16 protein-coding genes are annotated in these 19,432 nt (G+C 43.8%); 12 read left to right on the top strand and 4 right to left on the bottom strand.

Features of this window, described 5'->3' with window-relative positions; all coding sequences use genetic code 11:
• Positions 1-118: 118 nt before the first annotated feature.
• On the bottom strand, positions 119-4,537 hold the full coding sequence (locus ACP26M_RS19865; protein ID WP_426582601.1) for a translocation/assembly module TamB domain-containing protein: 4,419 nt from the start codon (positions 4,535-4,537) through the stop codon (positions 119-121).
• A gap of 198 nt (positions 4,538-4,735) precedes the next feature.
• Here ACP26M_RS19865 and tsaD point away from each other — a divergent pair, with 198 nt between their 5' ends.
• Positions 4,736-5,737 carry a tRNA (adenosine(37)-N6)-threonylcarbamoyltransferase complex transferase subunit TsaD gene (gene tsaD, locus ACP26M_RS19860; RefSeq protein ID WP_426582599.1) on the top strand — a complete coding sequence of 334 codons (1,002 nt, stop codon included), beginning with the start codon at positions 4,736-4,738 and terminating at the stop codon, positions 5,735-5,737.
• A gap of 77 nt (positions 5,738-5,814) precedes the next feature.
• The gene (locus tag ACP26M_RS19855) at positions 5,815-6,000 is read left to right on the top strand and encodes a hypothetical protein (protein WP_091176516.1); all 186 of its coding nucleotides are present in this window, start codon (positions 5,815-5,817) and stop codon (positions 5,998-6,000) included.
• Positions 6,001-6,029: 29 nt separating this feature from the next.
• Here ACP26M_RS19855 and ACP26M_RS19850 read toward each other — a convergent pair whose 3' ends face one another.
• Positions 6,030-6,356: an MmcQ/YjbR family DNA-binding protein gene (locus tag ACP26M_RS19850; protein ID WP_426582596.1), complete on the bottom strand. Its 327-nt coding sequence runs from the start codon at positions 6,354-6,356 to the stop codon at positions 6,030-6,032.
• Positions 6,357-6,460: 104 nt separating this feature from the next.
• Here ACP26M_RS19850 and ACP26M_RS19845 point away from each other — a divergent pair, with 104 nt between their 5' ends.
• From ACP26M_RS19845 to ACP26M_RS19800, 10 genes are all read left to right on the top strand, one after another.
• Positions 6,461-7,075 carry a class I SAM-dependent methyltransferase gene (locus ACP26M_RS19845; RefSeq protein ID WP_426582594.1) on the top strand — a complete coding sequence of 205 codons (615 nt, stop codon included), beginning with the start codon at positions 6,461-6,463 and terminating at the stop codon, positions 7,073-7,075.
• A gap of 175 nt (positions 7,076-7,250) precedes the next feature.
• A complete protein-coding gene (locus ACP26M_RS19840; RefSeq protein WP_426582592.1) occupies positions 7,251-7,814 on the top strand; it encodes an adenylyl-sulfate kinase in 564 nt (187 codons plus the stop codon).
• Positions 7,815-7,821: 7 nt separating this feature from the next.
• Positions 7,822-8,700, top strand: coding sequence for a sulfotransferase (locus ACP26M_RS19835; RefSeq protein ID WP_426582590.1), 879 nt, complete (start codon positions 7,822-7,824; stop codon positions 8,698-8,700).
• A 422-nt stretch (positions 8,701-9,122) separates the two neighbouring features.
• Complete coding sequence (locus ACP26M_RS19830) at positions 9,123-11,570, top strand: TonB-dependent receptor domain-containing protein (protein WP_426582588.1); 2,448 nt, start codon at positions 9,123-9,125, stop codon at positions 11,568-11,570.
• 141 nt (positions 11,571-11,711) lie between these two features.
• Positions 11,712-12,671 (top strand): zinc-dependent alcohol dehydrogenase family protein, encoded by a 960-nt coding sequence (locus ACP26M_RS19825; RefSeq protein WP_426582586.1) that lies wholly within the window; start codon positions 11,712-11,714, stop codon positions 12,669-12,671.
• 86 nt (positions 12,672-12,757) lie between these two features.
• On the top strand, positions 12,758-13,591 hold the full coding sequence (locus ACP26M_RS19820; protein ID WP_426582584.1) for a universal stress protein: 834 nt from the start codon (positions 12,758-12,760) through the stop codon (positions 13,589-13,591).
• 64 nt (positions 13,592-13,655) lie between these two features.
• On the top strand, positions 13,656-13,802 hold the full coding sequence (locus tag ACP26M_RS19815) for a hypothetical protein (protein ID WP_426582582.1): 147 nt from the start codon (positions 13,656-13,658) through the stop codon (positions 13,800-13,802).
• A 35-nt stretch (positions 13,803-13,837) separates the two neighbouring features.
• Positions 13,838-15,325 (top strand): alpha-amylase, encoded by a 1,488-nt coding sequence (locus ACP26M_RS19810; protein WP_426582580.1) that lies wholly within the window; start codon positions 13,838-13,840, stop codon positions 15,323-15,325.
• A 57-nt stretch (positions 15,326-15,382) separates the two neighbouring features.
• Complete coding sequence (locus ACP26M_RS19805) at positions 15,383-15,682, top strand: GNAT family N-acetyltransferase (RefSeq protein ID WP_090534590.1); 300 nt, start codon at positions 15,383-15,385, stop codon at positions 15,680-15,682.
• 3 nt (positions 15,683-15,685) lie between these two features.
• Complete coding sequence (locus tag ACP26M_RS19800; protein ID WP_426582577.1) at positions 15,686-16,540, top strand: NAD-dependent epimerase/dehydratase family protein; 855 nt, start codon at positions 15,686-15,688, stop codon at positions 16,538-16,540.
• Between the two features lie 68 nt (positions 16,541-16,608).
• Here the strand turns inward: ACP26M_RS19800 and ACP26M_RS19795 are convergent, their stop codons facing one another.
• Complete coding sequence (locus ACP26M_RS19795; RefSeq protein WP_426582575.1) at positions 16,609-17,376, bottom strand: SDR family NAD(P)-dependent oxidoreductase; 768 nt, start codon at positions 17,374-17,376, stop codon at positions 16,609-16,611.
• Positions 17,377-17,525: 149 nt separating this feature from the next.
• Entirely contained in the window at positions 17,526-19,241 is a 1,716-nt protein-coding gene (locus ACP26M_RS19790) for an IlvD/Edd family dehydratase (protein WP_426582573.1), read from the bottom strand.
• Positions 19,242-19,432: the final 191 nt, after the last annotated feature.

The raw sequence follows: 19,432 nt of genomic DNA, 5'->3' as shown, positions 1-19,432 counted from the left end.
GCTGAAAGCCCAAAGCGAAATAAATAATTTATAGTAAAAGGCTTAAAGCAGATCGCTTTAAGCCTTTTACTATTCAATGTATTTGTGCAGGAAAGCTTTTAGCTTTAAGCCTTCGGCTCTACTGGTCCTCATCTTCATCTGGCCTGGTTGCCGGAGTGGTAATTGACGATGGGATAGGAGCGGGGTTAACCGGCGCATTTTTGCGGCGGCCCTGCCTGAATATGTTCCGGATAAACTCGCCGAAGGTATCAAAGTCTCTCTGGTAAACCAAACCTAACCCGTTTACATACTGCGGCGCCAGCACGTCTGTAAGGCTGCTTAATGTTACGTTGTTCAACGCCCTGTAAGAGTATCTTGCCGTTAGGTTGCCATCTCGGCGTATCTTGTATAAGGCCTCAAAGTCTTTGGTAAGGCTGTTAAACCGTTGGTTAAACAGGTTGCTGTTGTTATTATTAAAAATATCATTTGAGCCGTTATTGCTGAACAAGCTTCCGTTAAATGATAGCCTGCTATCAAAGAAATGCAGCGAAGCACTTGCCTCGTTGAAGGAGCGAATATTTAAGTCGAAGTTTTTAATGTTTGATTGCGATATTAGGCTGTTAAGCTTGTTAAATGCAAATTCGCTCACCGCCTCGCCGGCTGTACCCAGCACCTGGTTGGTTAAGTTATTACTGTTTGATGTAAAGTTACGGCGAACAATAATGCTGATAGCCTGCTGGCTCCGGTTATTGGCATCGGCAAGGTAAGTTGACAGATCGTCCTTAACAGATGGGTCGGTAGGGAAGTTAAAGTCAAAATCAATATTAGGCTGTAATAGAGATTTGGTCAGGATCAGCTCGGCTTGAACCAGCGTTTGCTGCCCCGAGGTAGGGGTTTGTAAGCCCGCGGCAGTGTACAGCGGCGCCTTACTGGTACGCACCTCATACAGGGCTTTAAGGTTAATCTCGGCATTTGAGGGGTTACCTGTCCACCTGATGGTACCGCCCTGGCTTACTGTAAAGTTTTTACTGATAAAGTTTTTGGCAGTAAATTCAAACTTGCCCGATGATATCAAAAAGTCACCGTACATCTCAAAATCGCCCAGGCTGTTAATATTCAATTTTAAATTACGGGCTACGCCGCTGCCCTCAAGTTGCCCATAATCAGTAGCTATTTTTACAATAGTTTTTTCATCGGCGCTCAAATCAAAGTTTAGGGTAACACCATTAAAAGCACGCTCTTTGGCAACAACTTTGGCGGTATCACTATGGCTTACAAATTTGATGAAATCGTAATCATTGGCGGTTGATGAAGTATTGAGCGGGATATTGAAAACAGTACCGGCATTGGTGCTTGCGGTAATATCAATCTTCATATTATCAACCGGGCCATTAAAGCTGAAAGTGCCTGTGCCATAAGCTGTACCATAATAAAGGTGATTGTCCTTGAATGTGGTATTCAGGGCCATCAGGTTATTGGCTTTAAGGGTTACATCAATATCCGGGTTGGACAGATTATTGAGGTTTACGGTACCATTGGCGGTTCCGGTACCTTTGTGAATGTCTTTCAAAACCATATCCTTAATGCTGATAATGCTGTTGTTGACATCCAGCTTGTTATTAACCGTGTAAGCTGTTTTTAAATAATTAACGGTAAGGCCGGTATTAACAAGGGTAACGGTGCCATTAAGTTGCGGGTTCGAGGGCTTGCCGGTAAGTTTCAGGTCGGTTGAAACATGGCCTTTTATATCCGAAACAAGGTCTTTAACAAAAGGCTCAAATATAATGGCTTCGGTTTGGTTCATCTTGATATCAAAATCAAGGTTATCATCAGTCTCTTTGCCAAACGAGTAGGTGCCGCCAATGTTCATGGTTTCCAGCCCGCGGTTAATGATATTCATATTAACATCGGCTTGTTTACGGTCGTTACCAAGCATGGTGGCCAATTTCACATTACCTATCAGCGTTTTGTTCATGGTAAGTGAATCAATGGTTAAATGCGAATCGATGCCCGGAGATTTGAGCACCGAGGTTAGTTTAACATCGCCATCCAGGTAGCCCTTTAAGTTTACCCCCGAAGTGCGCGTGAGCTGGTTAAACGTACGCATGTTAAACTTCTGGAACGACAGCTTTAATTCATCAGCAGGGTTATCGGATATAAAGCCATCGATAAATACTTTTTGCGGCCCGTTTGAAAGTTCAAAGCCCGATACCTGCGTTTTGCCATCCAATAAACGGATCCGTACCTGCTCCTGGATCTTCCATTTCTCTTTTTCCAGTATGATATCTGATGGCAGCAGTTTCAGTTTGGCCGTCGTATCGCGGCCAAATTCAACCAGGCCGTAGAGGTCCAGCTGGTTAACAGCGTTTTTATCGGAGAGCTTAACGTTAAAGTTAAGGCTATCGTTTTTCAGGAAGTTGGTAATGTTGATATCCTTGATAAAAAGGCTGTCCGTTAAGTCAACCCGCCTCAGCGATACGTTGAGGCCCAGCAAGCTATCGGTAGTGTTTTCGTCAATAATAAAATCATGGAAAACGGTTTTGCCGTATTTAAGCGTTTTAATATAGCCCGATAGCGTAGCTGTTTTCTTTTCCGAGTTAAACTGCCCAACAAAAGTTCCTTGCTCAGGAATTTTCAGATCGGGCAGGAAGATGGCTGTAAGCGGATCGAGGTTTTTAAGGTTCAGCGAAAAATCAAACTCCTCAGGCTTAGGCGGCACTATAGTTGTTTTTATGGAAGGAATATACTTTTTAACAATGGTTTTAAAATATGAAGGCAGGGTTGCAAGATCGTATTTGCCCTTGATGCTACCATCGGCAAAGTCAGATTTTAAAGCGATGGTGCGGTTATTACCTATGCCTTCGGCTGATAGAAACAGAGAATCAACGGCATAATTATTTCGTGGATTGACCACCCTTGCCGGCGAAAACAGGATGTTACCCTGCAAATTGGCCAGGTCATCGCCTTTAAACTGGGTTTTAAGCAGTGTGCTTACAGTCAAAGTATCTTTGGTAAAACCAAGCTTGTTCAGGTTAGCGTCTTTGATATCGGCAGTTAAATCATAAGTTGGCAAAGCGGGGTTAAGGTTAACCTTACCTTTAAGGTCAAGCTTTATGTTCCTGTCGTTTATGGTAATATGAGCGTTGGCCAGCCTGTTTATAAAACTGCCGTTAAGTGTAAGCCTGTTATAGGTGTAGTTATTATAGGTGATGGATGCGATTTTTGCATCCACTTTTTCAGTAAGGCTTTTCAGCGCGTCGCCGCTGCCCTGTATGTTTGAAGTAAAGGTGGCCCTGCCCAAATCGCTTTGATCAAGCAGGGTGCCCAGGTCAAAGGCATAGGCGTTAACCCTGCCGCTGTAGCTTGGGCGGTCATTTTTATCAATTTTAAGGTTGATGTCTGAATCAAAACGACCGAGTGCAGTTTTAAAAATACCATAGGCAACAAAATCATTCTGCGAGCCGGTAAACCTGCCGGTAAAATTAAAGTTGCCGAATTTGGAAAGTATGGCCGGAGCCTTTTCTGTAGGCGTTCCCGAAAAATGGCTGATCAGGTAATCAAGGTCTTTTTTGTTGGAGGCAACCTGGTCAAATTTTAGCTCAAGGAATGCGTTATCCCAATCGGTAAGGTTGTGCAGGTTAAAATCGCCTTTAACAAAAGTGGCCTGCCCGCCGGTAATGGTCACTTTTTTGGCTTTGAGGTTGTTCACATAACCTTTGGCTTGCCCGTCAATACCCAAATCAAAACTCACTTTTTTTAATGAACTGGTAAAGTAGGCGATATCCGATGACGAAATGCGTGACGATTTAAAGCTGGCATCCATGTGTACCTTATTTTCAAAATCGTCAAAATCATCAAACGATTTAAACTTCATCCGGAAATAATCCTTTAGGTCTGATCGGGGCGTTTGGATAGCAAGGTGCTTCAGCATGATCTGGTTGGTATCGATCGTTGCATCCGATGCGAAGTGTTTTACCGTAAAGCCGCTTTTTTCATGCAGGCTTAAACTTTTTATATTGGCTTTAAACAGGTGGTTCTTTAAATCCATACCCTGTATCAGCGTGCTGAAATGCTGCACATCCAGGTCGTTAAAGTTAACCCCGGCTATTACTGTATCGCGCAGGCTGTTCTTGTACCTGAAATGAAAGTTATTAATAGCGATGGTGCCAAAATTTAGCGTCCAGGGTTTGTTTTGGGTTTTTTTGGTGGTATCCGCCGAATTAAAATAATCTATAACAAATTGCAGGTTGGTAGTACTGTCTTTTTGTTTTTTGAGATAGAAGGATCCATTATCCAGTTCGATATTGGAAAAGTTGATGGTACGGCGTTTAATACTTCTGAAAAGATAAAAACCCTCAATATCAACAGCTAACCGGGGTGTGCTTAGTAAAGTATCCTGTTTCTTATCCAAAATATAAAGCCCCTCAATTACCACCGAGCGAAATGGCCTGAGGTAAAGGCTTTTAATCCCAACCTTGGTTTTCAATTCGCCGGCAATATAAGCTGCCGCTTTTTTGGCAGCCCAGGTTTGTACCGGCTTAAATTGAAACGTGAGCAAAAGTATGCTCAATGTCAATAAAATGAACAATACCAGGCCCAGGAATATTTTGAGTACTTTTTTAATAACTTTGCCTTTTATTTGGATTAAAGAGTAAATTCAAAACACATCAAATAGTTTTACCCTTTAGTCGATTTTTTAATAATTCAACAGCCTTAGTCTTTTTAAGACTTTTGACTTTAAACTTTTGACTTAAAAATGCCCGTAATTTTAGGAATCGAATCATCATGTGATGAAACCTCAGCTTCGGTTTGTGTTGATGGCGTGATCATGAGCAATGTTATTGCCAATCAAACCATACACGAGGCCTATGGAGGCGTGGTCCCGGAGTTAGCCTCAAGGGTTCATCAGCAAAATATTGTTCCGGCTGTTCAGCAGGCATTAATAAACGCAAAAGTAAGCAAAAATGATATTGATGCGGTAGCTTTTACACGCGGTCCCGGACTTTTAGGCTCTCTTTTAGTGGGCGTATCATTTGCCAAAGCTTTCGCACTGGCAAAAGGCATCCCGCTTATTGATATTAACCACATGCAGGCCCATATCCTGGCCCACTTTATCGGCGATAAAAATCCCTCGTTCCCTTTCCTTTGCCTTACCGTATCTGGCGGCCATACGCAAATTGTGCTGGTGAAGGATTATTTTGATATGGAGATCATAGGGCAAACCCTTGACGATGCCGCCGGCGAAGCTATGGATAAAACCAGTAAAATTTTAGGCTTGCCATATCCCGGCGGACCGCTCATTGATAAATATGCACGCCAGGGAAACCCTGATGCTTATAAGTTCCCGGAGCCGCAGATCCCGGGGTATGATTTTAGCTTTAGCGGGCTGAAAACCTCCATCCTGTATTTTATCCGTGATAACGTAGCTCAAAACACTGATTTTGTTAACCAGAACATGGCCGATATCTGTGCATCTGTAGAAAAACGGATCGCTACTATCTTGCTTAACAAACTGCAAAAAGCAGCGCAGGCATATGGCATAAAAGATATAGCTTTGGCGGGTGGCGTATCGGCCAATACAGGCTTGAGGTTAGGCCTGCAGGCAATGGCCGAAAAAAACGGGTGGAACAGCTTTATCCCTAAAATGGAATACTGTACGGATAACGCCGCCATGATTGCCATAGCCGGGTATCACAAATACCTTAAAGGCGAGTTTATAGGGCAGGAGGTTGCCCCGATGGCGAGGATGGCTTTTTAGATAATAGATCATAGTTCATGGATCATAGTTAATAGCTATTTGCTATGATCCATGAACTATGATCCCAGAATAACGATATGAACGCATCAGGATATATTTTTTACATTGTTTTTGTTATTCCGCTAATAGCTGCGATGGTTTGGCTTATGCGCCAGGACAAGAAAAAAGGGAAGATCGGACTTGTAGTGCTGGCGGTTTTAGTAGTAGGGGTTTTGATTTACGTTTATCTTAACCGCGACGCTTTGAACGGAGTAAGGCCCTAAGGAGGATAAGCCTGTTTGTTGATATCCAGCTACCCATTTGCTACCGTCTTTTCATATTCCCTGATCAGTTTTTTGGTAGCCCTTGCAAGGTACGCTGTTATTAACAGTTGCTTCAGGTCGCCGGGTGATACGGTTTCGAGGCGCACCAGCATGTATTTGTAATTTTGATAATGCGGCGTGATGAAAAAGGTATGCGGATCAAGCGTTATCCATTTTTCGCGCTCGGTGGTATAAATGGCCAGTTGCTCATGCTTTTCATGTATGTTGGCGAAGATCTTATCATTAACATAAAACGCAGGATGCTCAAAGTGCATTTTGGTGGTAACGCCCGGGAGCGGAAGCAATGTGCTTTTCATAAACTGCAGAAATATTTGCATATCGGTAGCCATACTTAAAGTTAATAAGTTTTCTCCATGGCATCCAATAAAACAGTAATTTCGGGTGCAAAACAGTATTGGCCATGAACAGCAGTAACCTCCGGAAATTATACGGCAATATCGATATCTATTTGTTCGATCAGTTATTGAAAGGGCGTTTTGATGATTGCCGTACTATACTTGACGCAGGCTGCGGCAACGGGCGAAACATACCTTATTTTTTGCAAAACGGTTTCAGCGTTTATGGTATTGATCAAAGCGAACATGCTGTTGAACTTTCTAAACGCTTATCGGCCGAGCTGTGTCCCGATCAGTCGCCTGATAACTTTAAACTGGCCGCTGTCGAAAATCTGCCTTTCGAAGACGAGCAGTTTGACCTGGTAATTTGCAGTGCCGTTTTACACTTTGCCAATGATGCCGAACATTTTGACAGCATGTTGCGTTCATTGTGGAGGGTACTAAAACCCGGCGGTTATTTTTTTGCAAGGCTGGCATCTGATATCGGTATAGAAACTTTAGTACGGCCCCTGGGTAATTACCGCTACCTGCTGCCCGATGGTTCAGAACGTTTTTTGGTAAACGAAGAGATCCTGCTTGAATATACCCGTGAACTGGGCGCGCAGCTTTATGAGCCTATAAAAACCACCAATGTGCAAAACCTGCGCTGTATGACAACCTGGTGCATGCAGAAGCAGTAACCATAATTAATTGCTGAAGTTTTCTCTCCGTCTACATCATTTTGCTGTTCATCGATACAATGTTGCCATGTATCGACACAGTAAGTGTTAACAGCAATTTTGTCCGAAATATTTGCGTTAAGCTTTCAATAACGGTTTACACAACAATTATTATTAATGCTTAACACACCACCTTATGATTATTCTGCTTTGCGGGTTATCCGGATCAGGTAAAACCACCCTTGCTCAAAATGTTAAAATGAGGTTATCTGATAATGATATCCCTATTGAAATTATTGATGCTGATGTATACCGTCAAAAGCTGTTCCCTAACCTGGGTTACACTAAGGAAGATCGCTTTGAAAACATCCGCAGGCTGGGGTTTATCGCCGGTAAATTATCCGGGCATGGCGTGGTGACTATTATCAGCGCTATAAACCCGTACGATGTGATCCGCCGTGAACTGATAGCTACTTATCCTGATGTGAAGCTGATATATATTGATTGCCCGGTGAAAACATTAATTCAAAGGGACACCAAGGGTTTATACAAACGTGCGTTACTGCCCGAAGGACATCCCGATAAAGTAACTAACCTAAGCGGTGTTAATGATCCTTTCCAGATCCCGTCATCGCCTGATTTGTATATCAACACCCATATTACCAGGCGGACTGAGGCAACCGAAATGTTGGCAGGTTTTATTCTTGATAACTATCAGCAGGTGCAAATTAAGCAATTACAGCCAGCCGGCCGCTATTAACCAAGCTATGATCAATACAACAGTTAAATTCATACCCCGGCAAACGTTAATTATGGCGGGGATGCACCGTTCGGGCACATCGCTTATAACCAACTGGTTAAACCGCTGCGGCCTGCAAATCGGCGAACGCTTATGCGGCAGCGGTACTGGCAATGTTGATGGCCACTTTGAAGATCTGGAGTTTTTGAAGCTCCATGAAGAGATCCTTGATCGTAACAGTTTGGAAGTATCGGGGTTAACAGATACCCGGAATATTGAGGTGCCGCTTTACCAACTTGAAAAGATGAGGGCGGTAATTGGCATTAAACAGCAGCTTTATGAGCAATGGGCCTGGAAAGACCCGCGCACCTGCCTTTTTTTGGATACTTATGCCAAGCTGTTGCCAGGCGCCAGGTACCTGGTAGTTTTGCGTAATTACCAATCGGTGGTTAGTTCATTACTCAGGCGCGATTTTGTATCCGTTGATCAAAAGTATATGGCCCGTAATTATATTCAGCGCCAGGTGTGGACTCATTTCAGACGGCCACGCAGGTTGAAGGCTTTTTACCACGACCATGCCGAAAGCTATTTAAAAGTATGGATAAATTACAATGAAGCAATATTGAAAATGCTTAAAAAGCTGCAGCCCGATGATTACCTGGTAATTAACTATTCGCAGTTGCTTGAAAACGACAGCGAAGTTTTTTCGTTTTTAACCGGCAAATGGAAATTTGCACTCAATTATTTCGATTTTAAGGACGTGTACAAACAGGAGTTAATGAACAAAGCAGACGATATCAGCGAATTTGTTACCGATAAAACACTGCTGATAAAAGCAACCTACCTGCTTAAACGTTTGGGCAGCTATATGCGGGGCAGTGAAAGTTTTCCGGGGAGGGAGGAGTAGTTTTTAAGGGATAGATTTTAAATTGCCAGACCTCGTTAATAACACCATTTCAGTACCTCAATTACTCATTACTTTCAAGCCCCAGATAAAACTCACTGTTTTAAAACATTATAGTTTGCTTTACGTGGACAATATAACTGGCGATACGCATACCCGCGGGAATGGGGCAAATTGCTGCGCTTGCAAATGGCTTCAGAATTAATTATACACGTCCCGCCCCGCCATGATTGATGAGCTAAGCGATGTAAACATCTTAGTAACTTTTGTACTGGCGGTCATGGCTCATAATGAGCATGATAAAATCTATTATAAAACCTTATTTGTAATTAATCTAAATAAATATAAATTTGCGCCGGTTCCGGGTATCTGGTACACTTTAGCTCCGGATCAATAATGCTGATCCTTTATTTTATTTAGTAAATATGCATTTTACACTTACTTCTATTCTTGCTTCCGGTAAGCCGGCCGTAACAAATATCTCTTCAAATCTCAAAGTAGTATTCAAAATAGCTTTTAGTATTATACTGGCGATACTGTTTGTAAATCGTAATGCAACTGCACAAACTGGCACAGGAACTATAAAAGGTACCGTGAAAACCGCTGATGGTAAGGCTGCTGAGTATGTCAACATTGTTTTAACCAATACTAAGTTTGGTACTACTGCCGGACAAAGCGGCCATTTTACTATAAAAAATGTTCCCGCAGGTACATACACTGTTGTTGCAAGCTTTATTGGCCTGGCATCTCAAACCAAAGAGATTACTGTTAGTGCAGGTGAAACCACCACAGTAGGTTTTGTTTTAACCGAAGGGGCAAAAGACCTGCAAGAGGTGTACGTTAAAAGCGCCAGGCACAACAAATTCCTGAAGAAAGAAACTGAAGATGTTGCCCGCCTGCCACTGAAAAACCTTGAAAACCCGCAGGTATACAGTGTGGTTACCAGCGAACTGATGAAAGAGCAGATTGTAACCAGTTATGCAGACGGTTTTAAAAATATCCCGGGTACGGGTGTGCCATTAGTATATAATAATGGGCGTACTACCTTGTTATCAAGAGGTTTTGTTACCGGCAACTTTATCCGTAACAGCGTAGCGGGGTATAATTTTAATAGTATCGATCCTGCCGATATTGAAAAGATAGAAGCTATAAAAGGCCCTACCGGTACACTGTTCAATAGCAGCCTGGCTTCATTCGGCGGTTTGTTTAATCGTGTTACCAAACAACCTAATGAAACGCCGCGTACCGAAATTGCTTACCAAACAGGCAGCTTTGATCTCAATCGCCTTACGGCCGATGTTAACATGCCTTTAAATAAGGATAAAACCGTATTGTTCCGCGTTAACGCGGCGCTGCACAATGAGCACAGTTTTCAGGATGCGGGCTTTAACCGCGGTTTTTTTGTAGCCCCCAGCATAACCTACATCGTTAATGATCGTTTATCGGTTGATGTTGACGCCGAAATAGGTAACTCGAACGCCACTTCGGCCTACAGGCTTGCCCCGGATATCAAAGGAAAGACCTATAATGTTAAGGATCTCGGCATCGACTATAAACGTTCTTTCGGTAACAATAGCGTTGATTACCTGAGCAGGCAAATTGATCTTTATTCATTGATCAATTACAAAATTTCGGATCACTGGAAATCGCAAACCATGTTCAATAAAACTTTTTCGACTACAAAGGGCATGGTGACCGCATTTACCCTTGTCGATAGTAGCAAGCAGATAAAACGGCAGGTTACCCAGGAAGATTATCCTTATTATATCACCAACGTACAGCAAAATTTTATAGGCGATTTTAAAATCGGTCAGTTCCGTAACCGCATTGTTGCAGGTTTGGAGTATTACAATCAAAAAAGCAATAATACCAACGTTACCGTAAGCACACCGGCAATAAGTTATCTTGACCCGGGAGCAGCTTATAATAGTTTTACGGCAGACAAAGTTTCGGCACTTGTAGCCGCCGCCGCTCCCAAGCCCGGCGATTATGTTCAAAACAACCAAAGCTCTTACGCTGCCTATGTATCGGATGTGTTTAATATTACCGAACGCCTGAATGCCATGGCCAGCATCCGTATCGACAGGTTTGTTAACAAAGGCGCTTACACACCCGCCGATGGCAAAACCACCGGCAATTTCAGTCAAACGGCATGGTCGCCCAAATTTGGTTTGGTTTACCAGGTAGTTAAAGATCAGGTATCATTATTTGGTAATTATATGAATGGTTTTAATAATGCTACTCCTACAGCCACAAGCTTTGATAACTCAACTTTTAAACCCCAATATGCCAACCAATGGGAAGGTGGTATAAAGGCCGACATCTGGGATCATAAAATCAGCTCGACAGTTAGTTACTATAATATTTCTGTGACTAATACCATAATGGATGATCCGGCACATACTGGATTTATCACACAGGCAGGCACCCAGTTAAGCAGGGGCATTGAGGCCGAAGTGATCGCCAATCCTTTGAGTGGCTTCAATATCGTCGCTGGTTTTGCTTATAACGACAGTAAAATTACTAATGCAGCCCCCGGTGCTGCCAGTATTCTGGGCTTACGTCCTGCCAACTCAGGCCCGGCAAGGTTGGCCAACTTATGGATGAGCTATCGCATTACCCATGGTAAAATTCAGGGTTTGGGTTTTGGAGTGGGTGGCAACTACGGAAGTGATTCATTCCAAACCAATACCGCCGCGTTTAAATTCACCATACCGTCATATACCACGGTTGATGCCACTGTGTTTTATGATCAGCCTAAATACCGCATAGGCTTTAAGCTGGATAACCTGACCAATGAAAAATACTGGTCGTTCCGTTTGGCGCCACAAAACCCAACTCGTGGTACATTAAGCATGAGCATTAAGTTTTAAATGTGATGGCTTAGAAAAAAAGAGCTTACCCTTAATATAGAGGTTGCCCCTTTTTGTGAATTTTTCGATTCTCAATAGTAATAGTAGAATTGGCTAAACAGCCAAATTAAAACTTTCATAGCCGAAATTTGTATTTCAACTATGAAAGCATTGGTTTTTGAGCAGGCAGGCAATGCCGCTGATGTGATACAACTGAAACATTTAGCCTACCCCAAACCGGCTTCCGGCCAGTTGCTCATCAGGGTGAAGGCCTGCCCTGTACACCCGGCCGACCTGCTTTTTATTGCAGGAAAATACCGCTATCAGCCAGTGCTGCCCCAAATAGCGGGACTGGAAGGCGCTGGTTATGTTGAAGAAGCCGGGCATGACAGCATTATCCCCAAAGGCAGCCTGGTAGCTTTTAGCAAAATAGGGGCATGGGCGCAATATGTGGTAGTTGACGAGCAGGACGTGGTATTATTGCCCGATACCTTCCCCTTAGCAAAAGCCGCGCAATTATTACTCAATTCGTACACCGCATATGGTTTAATAGAGGAAGCAAAAGTTAAAAGCGGCGATTGGCTGCTGCTTACCGCGGGCCATTCCACAGTATCGCGCATAGTGATACAGCTTGCCGCCGAAAAAGGTATTTGTGTTATAGCCACAGTACGCGATGAGGCGCAAAAGCAAGAGTTATTAGCTTTAAAAGCCGAGGAAGTAATAGTTCCTGAACCCGGTAAGCTTAAACAGGTTATTGATGAAATTACCAAAGGCAAGGGCATCAAAGCCGCACTTGACGCGGTAGGCGGGGAGCTGGCTACTGAAATAATATCCTCATTATCGCCCGGAGGACACCTTATTGTTTATGGTTTGCTTGATCCACAGCCGGCTGCCTACCTCAACGCCGAAGTCGTTTTTAAAAACCTGGTCATTAAAGGTTTTGGTGTGAGGGGATACGTGGCAGGGCTTTCGCTCGAAGAAAAAACTCAGATGATCAGTCATTTAGTACATTCCATTGGCAGGACCGAATTTCAACTTGCGGCATCGGCAACTTATACAGTTGATGAGTTTGCGCAGGCTTTTGCTTATGATAAAGGGGGGAAGGTTTTATTAGCGTTTTAGCTATAAAATAGTTGTATTAAATAGTTAAACAAATCGTAAATTTAGCATTAAGCGCACGGGTCTCGTACGTACCTAAATTGTTTGTTATGAAAACTATATTAATACCGGTAGATTTTTCCGACACCAATACCAATGCTATAAAATATGCAGCCGACATGGGTTGTGATATGCCGGTAAAGAAAATTATACTGCTCAAAAGTTATTATACATCGGTATATGAACAAATCCTTCCTTCGCCCGATTTTTTACTGATAAGCGCTGATGATATTGAAAATGAGCGGCAAAAAATAGAAGCTCAGCTTAAGGAGCTGATGAAAAAGCTGAAAAATCGATGTCACGAAAATATTGAGATAGAAACGGTAGTCAGCACTGAGCCTATCGTTAGGGCTATACACAATGTAGTTGAAGATCAGCACCCCGACCTGATGATAGTTGGCGGCGATATGGGGCACGAGTTAAGTATGATTGGCGAACAGATCATTGAAATAGCAAAAAGCAGCCCGGTAAAAGTATTGGTTATTCCGCCCGATTGTAATTATCAGAAAATAGAGCAGGCACTGGTACCCTGTGATCTGGAAGCCGTAGCCCGGCTCGGCGTTTTAAAGGGCCTTAACACGTCGCACAGCTGGCTTAACCCAAAGCTGATGCTGCTGTATGTCGATCCAAAGAAAAAACATATTGGCCGGGAGGCCGAATTTGAAGCGTCGGTAAAACAACTGGTTAATTGTTATGAATGTAAGCTTCATTATTCGGAGGATAAAAATATTGTACGGGGCATACTCAATTTTGCTACAGAACAGCAAGTACAATTGATCATTGCCCTACCGGGCAAACACAGCTTTTTTTATAATTTAAGCCACAGCAGCATAACCGAAGCTTTGTCTTTAAATGCCAGGCATCCGGTATTGATCCTTAAATAAGATTTCTAATCAGGAAATAGCTCCAATCGCGTTAAAACGGGAATATTACAGTGACCGTATAGTCGTGCTTATTGACGAAAGCGGCTGTAATGAGCCATTGCCTGATAGTACCACACAAAACATCCACCAGGTTCATGCCGGTAAACAGGTTTATAATGATTTAACATCGCGGTTAAGCCGGGATAAAACCTTTCTGTTTATATTTAGTTAAGTAGTCATTTATAATTAGCTTACTTAATTAAAAGCATGGAAAATTTTACAATGCTGCAGTTTTTTGAATGGTATTACCCCGCCGGAGGCAGATTGTGGAATCAGTTAAAAAATGATGCAGAAAATCTGAAGAAAAAAGGGATCGATTCGGTATGGCTTCCGCCGGCTTATAAAGCGGCAAGCGGAGGGCTCTCGGCCGGGTACGATGTTTACGATATTTATGATCTTGGCGAGTTTGACCAGAAAGGTACAATCGCAACAAAATACGGCACCAAACAAGAATATCTCGATGCGATAGCTGCGGCGCAAAAAGCCCAGTTAAAGGTTTATGTTGATGTGGTACTTAACCACATGGGCGGTGCCGACGAAATTGAAAAGGTGAACGCCCGCAAGGTTGACCCCGCCAACCGTAACGAGTTTATAAGCGAGGTTTACGAAATAGGCGCGTATACCAAATTCACTTTCCCGGGCCGCAAGGGGAAATACTCCAAATTTATATGGGACTGGCAGTGTTTTTCGGGTATTGATTACGACGCCTATAAAAAGGAAACGGCCATATTCAGCATCCAGAACCAATATGGCGAGGGTTGGAAAGATGTGCTTGACGACGAAAACGGCAATTTTGATTACCTTATGCTTTCAGATATCGACACCCGTAACCCAAGCGTACGGGATGAACTGAAAAAGTGGGGCAAGTGGTATTTTAAAACCGCAAAATTTAATGGCTTCAGGCTTGATGCCATAAAACATATGGATCATGGCTTTTACAACGAATGGCTTGATTTTATGCGCAATGAGTTTAAGCACGAGTTTTTTACTGTTGGCGAGTACTGGGCGTTTGATTTGCCTAAATTGTTAAAATACATTGAGGCTACCGAAGGGCGCATGTCGCTTTTTGATACCCTGCTGCATGATAACTTTCATCATGCCTCGAGGGCCGGGAAGGATTATGATCTCACCACTATTTTTGATAATACACTTGTGAGCGTAAAACCCGAACTGGCAGTTACACTTGTCGAAAATCATGACACCCAGCCGTTGCAGTCGTTGGAGCAACCAATCGATCAGTGGTTTAAGCCTTTGGCCTATGCGCTGATCCTGCTGCGTGAGGCCGGTTATCCCTGTGTTTTTTATGCCGATATGTATGGCTCAAAATATACCGACAAAGGTGGTGATGGCGAAGATCATGAAATAGAACTGCCTGTAGTAACGGAGCTTGAAACCATGCTTTATGTAAGGAAAAACATGGCCTACGGAACCCAGCGCGATTATTTTGATCATCCAAATTGCGTAGGCTGGACGCGTGAAGGCGATACAGATCACGAAGGTTCAGGTTGTGCCGTAGTGATTTCAAACAGTGAGGATGGCTACAAGGAGATGGAAATTGGAGCGGGGCATGCAGGCAAAGTGTTTGTTGATTACCTTGATAAACACGATGGAGAAGAGGTAGTGATCACTGCTGATGGCTGGGCCGAGTTTAAAGTGAAGGCCGGATCGGTATCGGTTTGGGGAATTAAGAAGTAATTTCTGTTAAACGGGGTGAACATTTTATACATTTGTTCACCCCGTAATATATACGCTATGAAATACGAAGAAATCCCCCTGGTAAATAATGAGGCCATCCACAATTTTGAATTGACTGTTGAAGGCTACCGTGCTTTTATCGACTACAAAAAAAAGGACGATAAAATTTACCTCATCCATACCGAAGTGCCGGTTGAGCTGGAAGGCAAAGGCGTGGCATCGGCCATTGTTGAAAAAACATTCAACTATATCGAACAGAATAACCTGAAACTGGTGCCGCTTTGTGTTTACGTGGCATCGTACCTGAAACGCCACCCCGAGTGGTCCCGGATATTGGCTATTGCGCCCGGTCATTAACTTATGCGCGTTTTAGTAACAGGATCATCAGGAAGATTGGGCGCGGTTACAGTTAACCATCTTCGGATAAATGGGCACCAGGTTACCGGCATTGATATCATCCCGGCCGAAACTACCGATGAACTGATTGATATATTAAATAAAGATGCTGTTTTAATAGTCACTCGAAATATCGATGCAATTATTCATACTGCGGCTATTCACGGTAAACATTATGAACTCAGCTACCCCAGGGAAGCCTTCATCGATGTAAATATTTACGGTACGCTCAGTTTGCTTAATGCCTGTATTGCTAATGGTGTTCAAAAAATGCTGTATACCAGTACTACATCTATTTATGGTGATGCGATGGTGGATGCTAACCAGGCTGTTTGGGTTGATGAAGAACTGCCCATTAAACCACGTGATATTTACGATATCACCAAGCAAACGGCCGAGCAGCTTTGTAAAGATTTTTTTTACCGCGAAGGTTTGCAGGCATCGGTGTTTAGAGTTGGCCGTTTCCTGCCCGAAACGGATAACCTCAAACTAAATCACCGCCTGTACCGCGGCCTCGATGAACGCGATGGCGCCGAAGGCCTTCGATTAGCTTTGGAGCAAACTTTCCCTGATTTCGAGATCTTTAATATCACCGGTAGTTCACCCTTTAAAAAAGATGAGCTTGTACAATTAAAGCATAACCCGGCGGAAGCAATAAGAAAGCATTATCCTCAGGCTGAAACTGTTTATCTATCAAAAGGCTGGGAGTTCCCAAAAAGTATCGACCGGGTTTATGTGAGCGAAAAGGCTAAACGGTATTTTGGTTACGAACCAAAGTTTACATTTGATTATCTGTTGAATAACCTTATAGCTCGTTAAAACTTCGCAAGTTTTAATCCAAAGAAAGGAAACCACTCACTTATCAACCTAATCAACCATTCACTACACTAATATGGAGAAGTACTAACCGCCGTCCACCCCCCATCAACTACCAAATTTTGACCGGTAATGTGCCTTGCATCTGGCGAAACCAAAAACAACACCGCGTTTGCCACATCTTCAACAGTTGCGGCGCGACCCATAGGGGTAATGCGGGCCCAGGTTTTTTGATATCCGGCATCTTCCATCGTGCGTTCGGTTAGGGTAGCGCCGGGAGCAACAGTGTTTACGGTAATTTGATGTTGTGATAGTTCAACCACCAGGCTTTTGGCCAGCATTTCGAGGGCTGCTTTAGTCATACCGTAAGCGGCAAGGTCCTGATGGGCCTGGTGCCCCGTAACCGAGGACATGAACAGGATGCTTCCCCCGCTTTTTTGTTGCACAATTTGCCTGGCTGCCCTTTGCGCCAAAAAGAAACTGCCCTGCAGGTTAACATTCATTACACTTTGCAGTGATTGGGCGGGGTAGTTCAAAAAATCGCCAAACAAAGTGATCCCCGCATTGGCAACGGCAATGGTAAGTTTGCCATAACGCAGTACCGCTTCATCAACCATTTGCTGTATAAAATCAATGTCCGAAGCATCGCCGGCTATCGGGTAACAATTACCGCCGAGCCCGTTAATGGTATCGGATGCCTGAGCAGCCAGTTCCTTACTCAAATCGTTCAATAATACAGCCGCACCGGCAAGACTTAGCTGTTTTGCTATTTCAAAACCTATCCCTTGCCCGGCACCGGTTACAATAGCTACCTGTTCGCTAAATTTATCAGTTATCATTTTTTAGGTTGATGGTTGGTTAACTAAACTAATTGCTGGCTGTCATGGGTAGCATGTCGAAGCATGGTGGGCGGGCCGCTGCGCGCGAGTCTTCGACAGGCTCAGACTGACCGGCCCTCGCTCAAAGCTTATTTGTTATTTTGTCTCTCTCAATGCGAATCCCTTAAAACCTCACTCCCCGAGCCCCCTCTTAAAAAGTCAAGATCAGCCCCAAGATGGGCTTGCTCTACATGCGTTTGATATAAATAAGTGTATCCCCGTTTGCTGATATTGTTATTTAATGCCAGCTTTGATTTTCTTTCGGCAATTTCTTCATTACTAACCTCAAGGTGCAGTGTACCGGCGGGTACATCAAGTTTAATCATGTCGCCATCCTGCACTACGGCCAGCGTTCCGCCGATTGCCGCCTCGGGCGAGACGTGCAGCACTACCGTGCCAAAGCCCGTACCGCTCATCCGCCCGTCGGAGATGCGTACCATATCGGTAATGCCCTGGTCGGCCAGTTTTTTGGGGATCAGCATATTGCCTACTTCAGGCATACCGAGGTAGCCTTTTGGGCCTGCATTTTTCAATACCAGAACGCTGTTTTTATCCACATCCAATGCCAGGTCATTGATGCGATGATTAAAATCCTCTATATTTTCAAATACCACAGCCTTACCGGTATGCTGCATTAAGCCCGGGCTTGCCGCCGACGGTTTCATCACAGCCCCGTTTTCGCAAAGGTTACCCTTAAGTACCGTTATACCCGCTGTTGGGTTAAAAGGATTATCAACCGGCGCTATCAGTTCGCGGTTAAAACATTCGCTATTTTCATAATTACGTAATATAGGGTGCCCGCTTACGGTTATGGTATCGCTGTTTAAGTGTTCGTGGAGCTCTTTCATTAAAGCAGGCAAACCTCCTGCATAATAAAAATCCTCCATAAAATATTTACCCGAAGGTTGCAGATTAGCCAGTAAGGGAATCTTCCTGGCCGAAGTATTGAAATCATCAATACTTAAATCAATCCCTATGCGGCCTGCTATAGCCAACAGGTGAATAATGAAATTAGTAGAGCCGCCAATAGCAGCGTTAACTGTTATTGCGTTTTCAAAAGCCGGCTTGGTAAGGATATCTGAAGGTTTCAGGTCCTCACGCACCATATCAACAATGCGGTTGCCCGACAGGTGTGCCAATACTTTGCGACGAGAGTCGGCCGCGGGGATAGCCGCGTTCTCTGCCAGTGAAAGCCCCAGCGATTCGACCATACAAGCCATGGTTGATGCCGTTCCCATTACCGCGCAATGCCCCTGGCTCCGGGCCATGCAGGCTTCAGCAGTATAAAGGTCTTCGTCGTTCATTTGCCCGGTTTGATGATCAGCGAAAAAACGCCAGATATCCGATGTGCCGATATCCCTGCCCCGGTATTTCCCTGTTAACATGGCCCCGCCCGATACTACAATGGTTGGAATATTTACGCTGCAGGCTCCCATTACCAGTGCCGGCGTGGTTTTATCGCAGCCGCAAAGCAGCACCACGCCATCAAGCGGATTGGCGCGGATACTTTCTTCAACATCCATACTTACCAGGTTTCGGTAAAGCATGGCAGTAGGTTTAACCAAAGTTTCGCCTAATGACATCACCGGGAATTCAACGGGATATCCACCGGCTTCATAAATGCCGTTTTTTATAGATTGGGCTAATTCCCGGAAATGGGCATTACAGGGTGTAAGCTCCGACCATGTATTGCAGATGCCAATCACCGGCTTCCCCTGCAACTGATGTGCCGGGATGCCCTGATTTTTCATCCAGGCGCGATATATAAAGCCATCCTTGCCCTTTTTACCAAACCATTGCCGGCTCCGTAGCGGTTTTTCCTCCATTATATAAGATGTATTGTGTTTTGAATTGGTTGTTTAACAAATATAGATTTCTATAAATCGTTTTAGGCATTGTAAATGAAAAGTTAGGGAAATAGTGTGCCCGGGGGTATGCAAGTCATCGTGGGGTGAGTTTTCCGCGGTTATCTATCTAGAGATTGCAAATGGATAAGTTATCTATAGTCCCGGATGTT

The organism is Mucilaginibacter sp. R-33 (assembly GCF_049949235.1).
Lineage (GTDB): Bacteria > Bacteroidota > Bacteroidia > Sphingobacteriales > Sphingobacteriaceae > Mucilaginibacter.
Note: the sequence above shows the minus strand (reverse complement) of the source record. Positions and strands in the feature narration are given on the sequence as shown.

Coding starts and splice junctions, on each gene's coding strand:
- tsaD (WP_426582599.1), top strand. CDS start 4,736: ATGCCCGTAATTTTAGGAATCGAATCATCATGTGATGAAACCTCAGCT.
- ACP26M_RS19855 (WP_091176516.1), top strand. CDS start 5,815: ATGAACGCATCAGGATATATTTTTTACATTGTTTTTGTTATTCCGCTA.
- ACP26M_RS19850 (WP_426582596.1), bottom strand. CDS start 6,356: ATGAAAAGCACATTGCTTCCGCTCCCGGGCGTTACCACCAAAATGCAC.
- ACP26M_RS19845 (WP_426582594.1), top strand. CDS start 6,461: ATGAACAGCAGTAACCTCCGGAAATTATACGGCAATATCGATATCTAT.
- ACP26M_RS19840 (WP_426582592.1), top strand. CDS start 7,251: ATGATTATTCTGCTTTGCGGGTTATCCGGATCAGGTAAAACCACCCTT.
- ACP26M_RS19835 (WP_426582590.1), top strand. CDS start 7,822: ATGATCAATACAACAGTTAAATTCATACCCCGGCAAACGTTAATTATG.
- ACP26M_RS19830 (WP_426582588.1), top strand. CDS start 9,123: ATGCATTTTACACTTACTTCTATTCTTGCTTCCGGTAAGCCGGCCGTA.
- ACP26M_RS19825 (WP_426582586.1), top strand. CDS start 11,712: ATGAAAGCATTGGTTTTTGAGCAGGCAGGCAATGCCGCTGATGTGATA.
- ACP26M_RS19820 (WP_426582584.1), top strand. CDS start 12,758: ATGAAAACTATATTAATACCGGTAGATTTTTCCGACACCAATACCAAT.
- ACP26M_RS19810 (WP_426582580.1), top strand. CDS start 13,838: ATGGAAAATTTTACAATGCTGCAGTTTTTTGAATGGTATTACCCCGCC.
- ACP26M_RS19805 (WP_090534590.1), top strand. CDS start 15,383: ATGAAATACGAAGAAATCCCCCTGGTAAATAATGAGGCCATCCACAAT.
- ACP26M_RS19800 (WP_426582577.1), top strand. CDS start 15,686: ATGCGCGTTTTAGTAACAGGATCATCAGGAAGATTGGGCGCGGTTACA.
- ACP26M_RS19795 (WP_426582575.1), bottom strand. CDS start 17,376: ATGATAACTGATAAATTTAGCGAACAGGTAGCTATTGTAACCGGTGCC.
- ACP26M_RS19790 (WP_426582573.1), bottom strand. CDS start 19,241: ATGGAGGAAAAACCGCTACGGAGCCGGCAATGGTTTGGTAAAAAGGGC.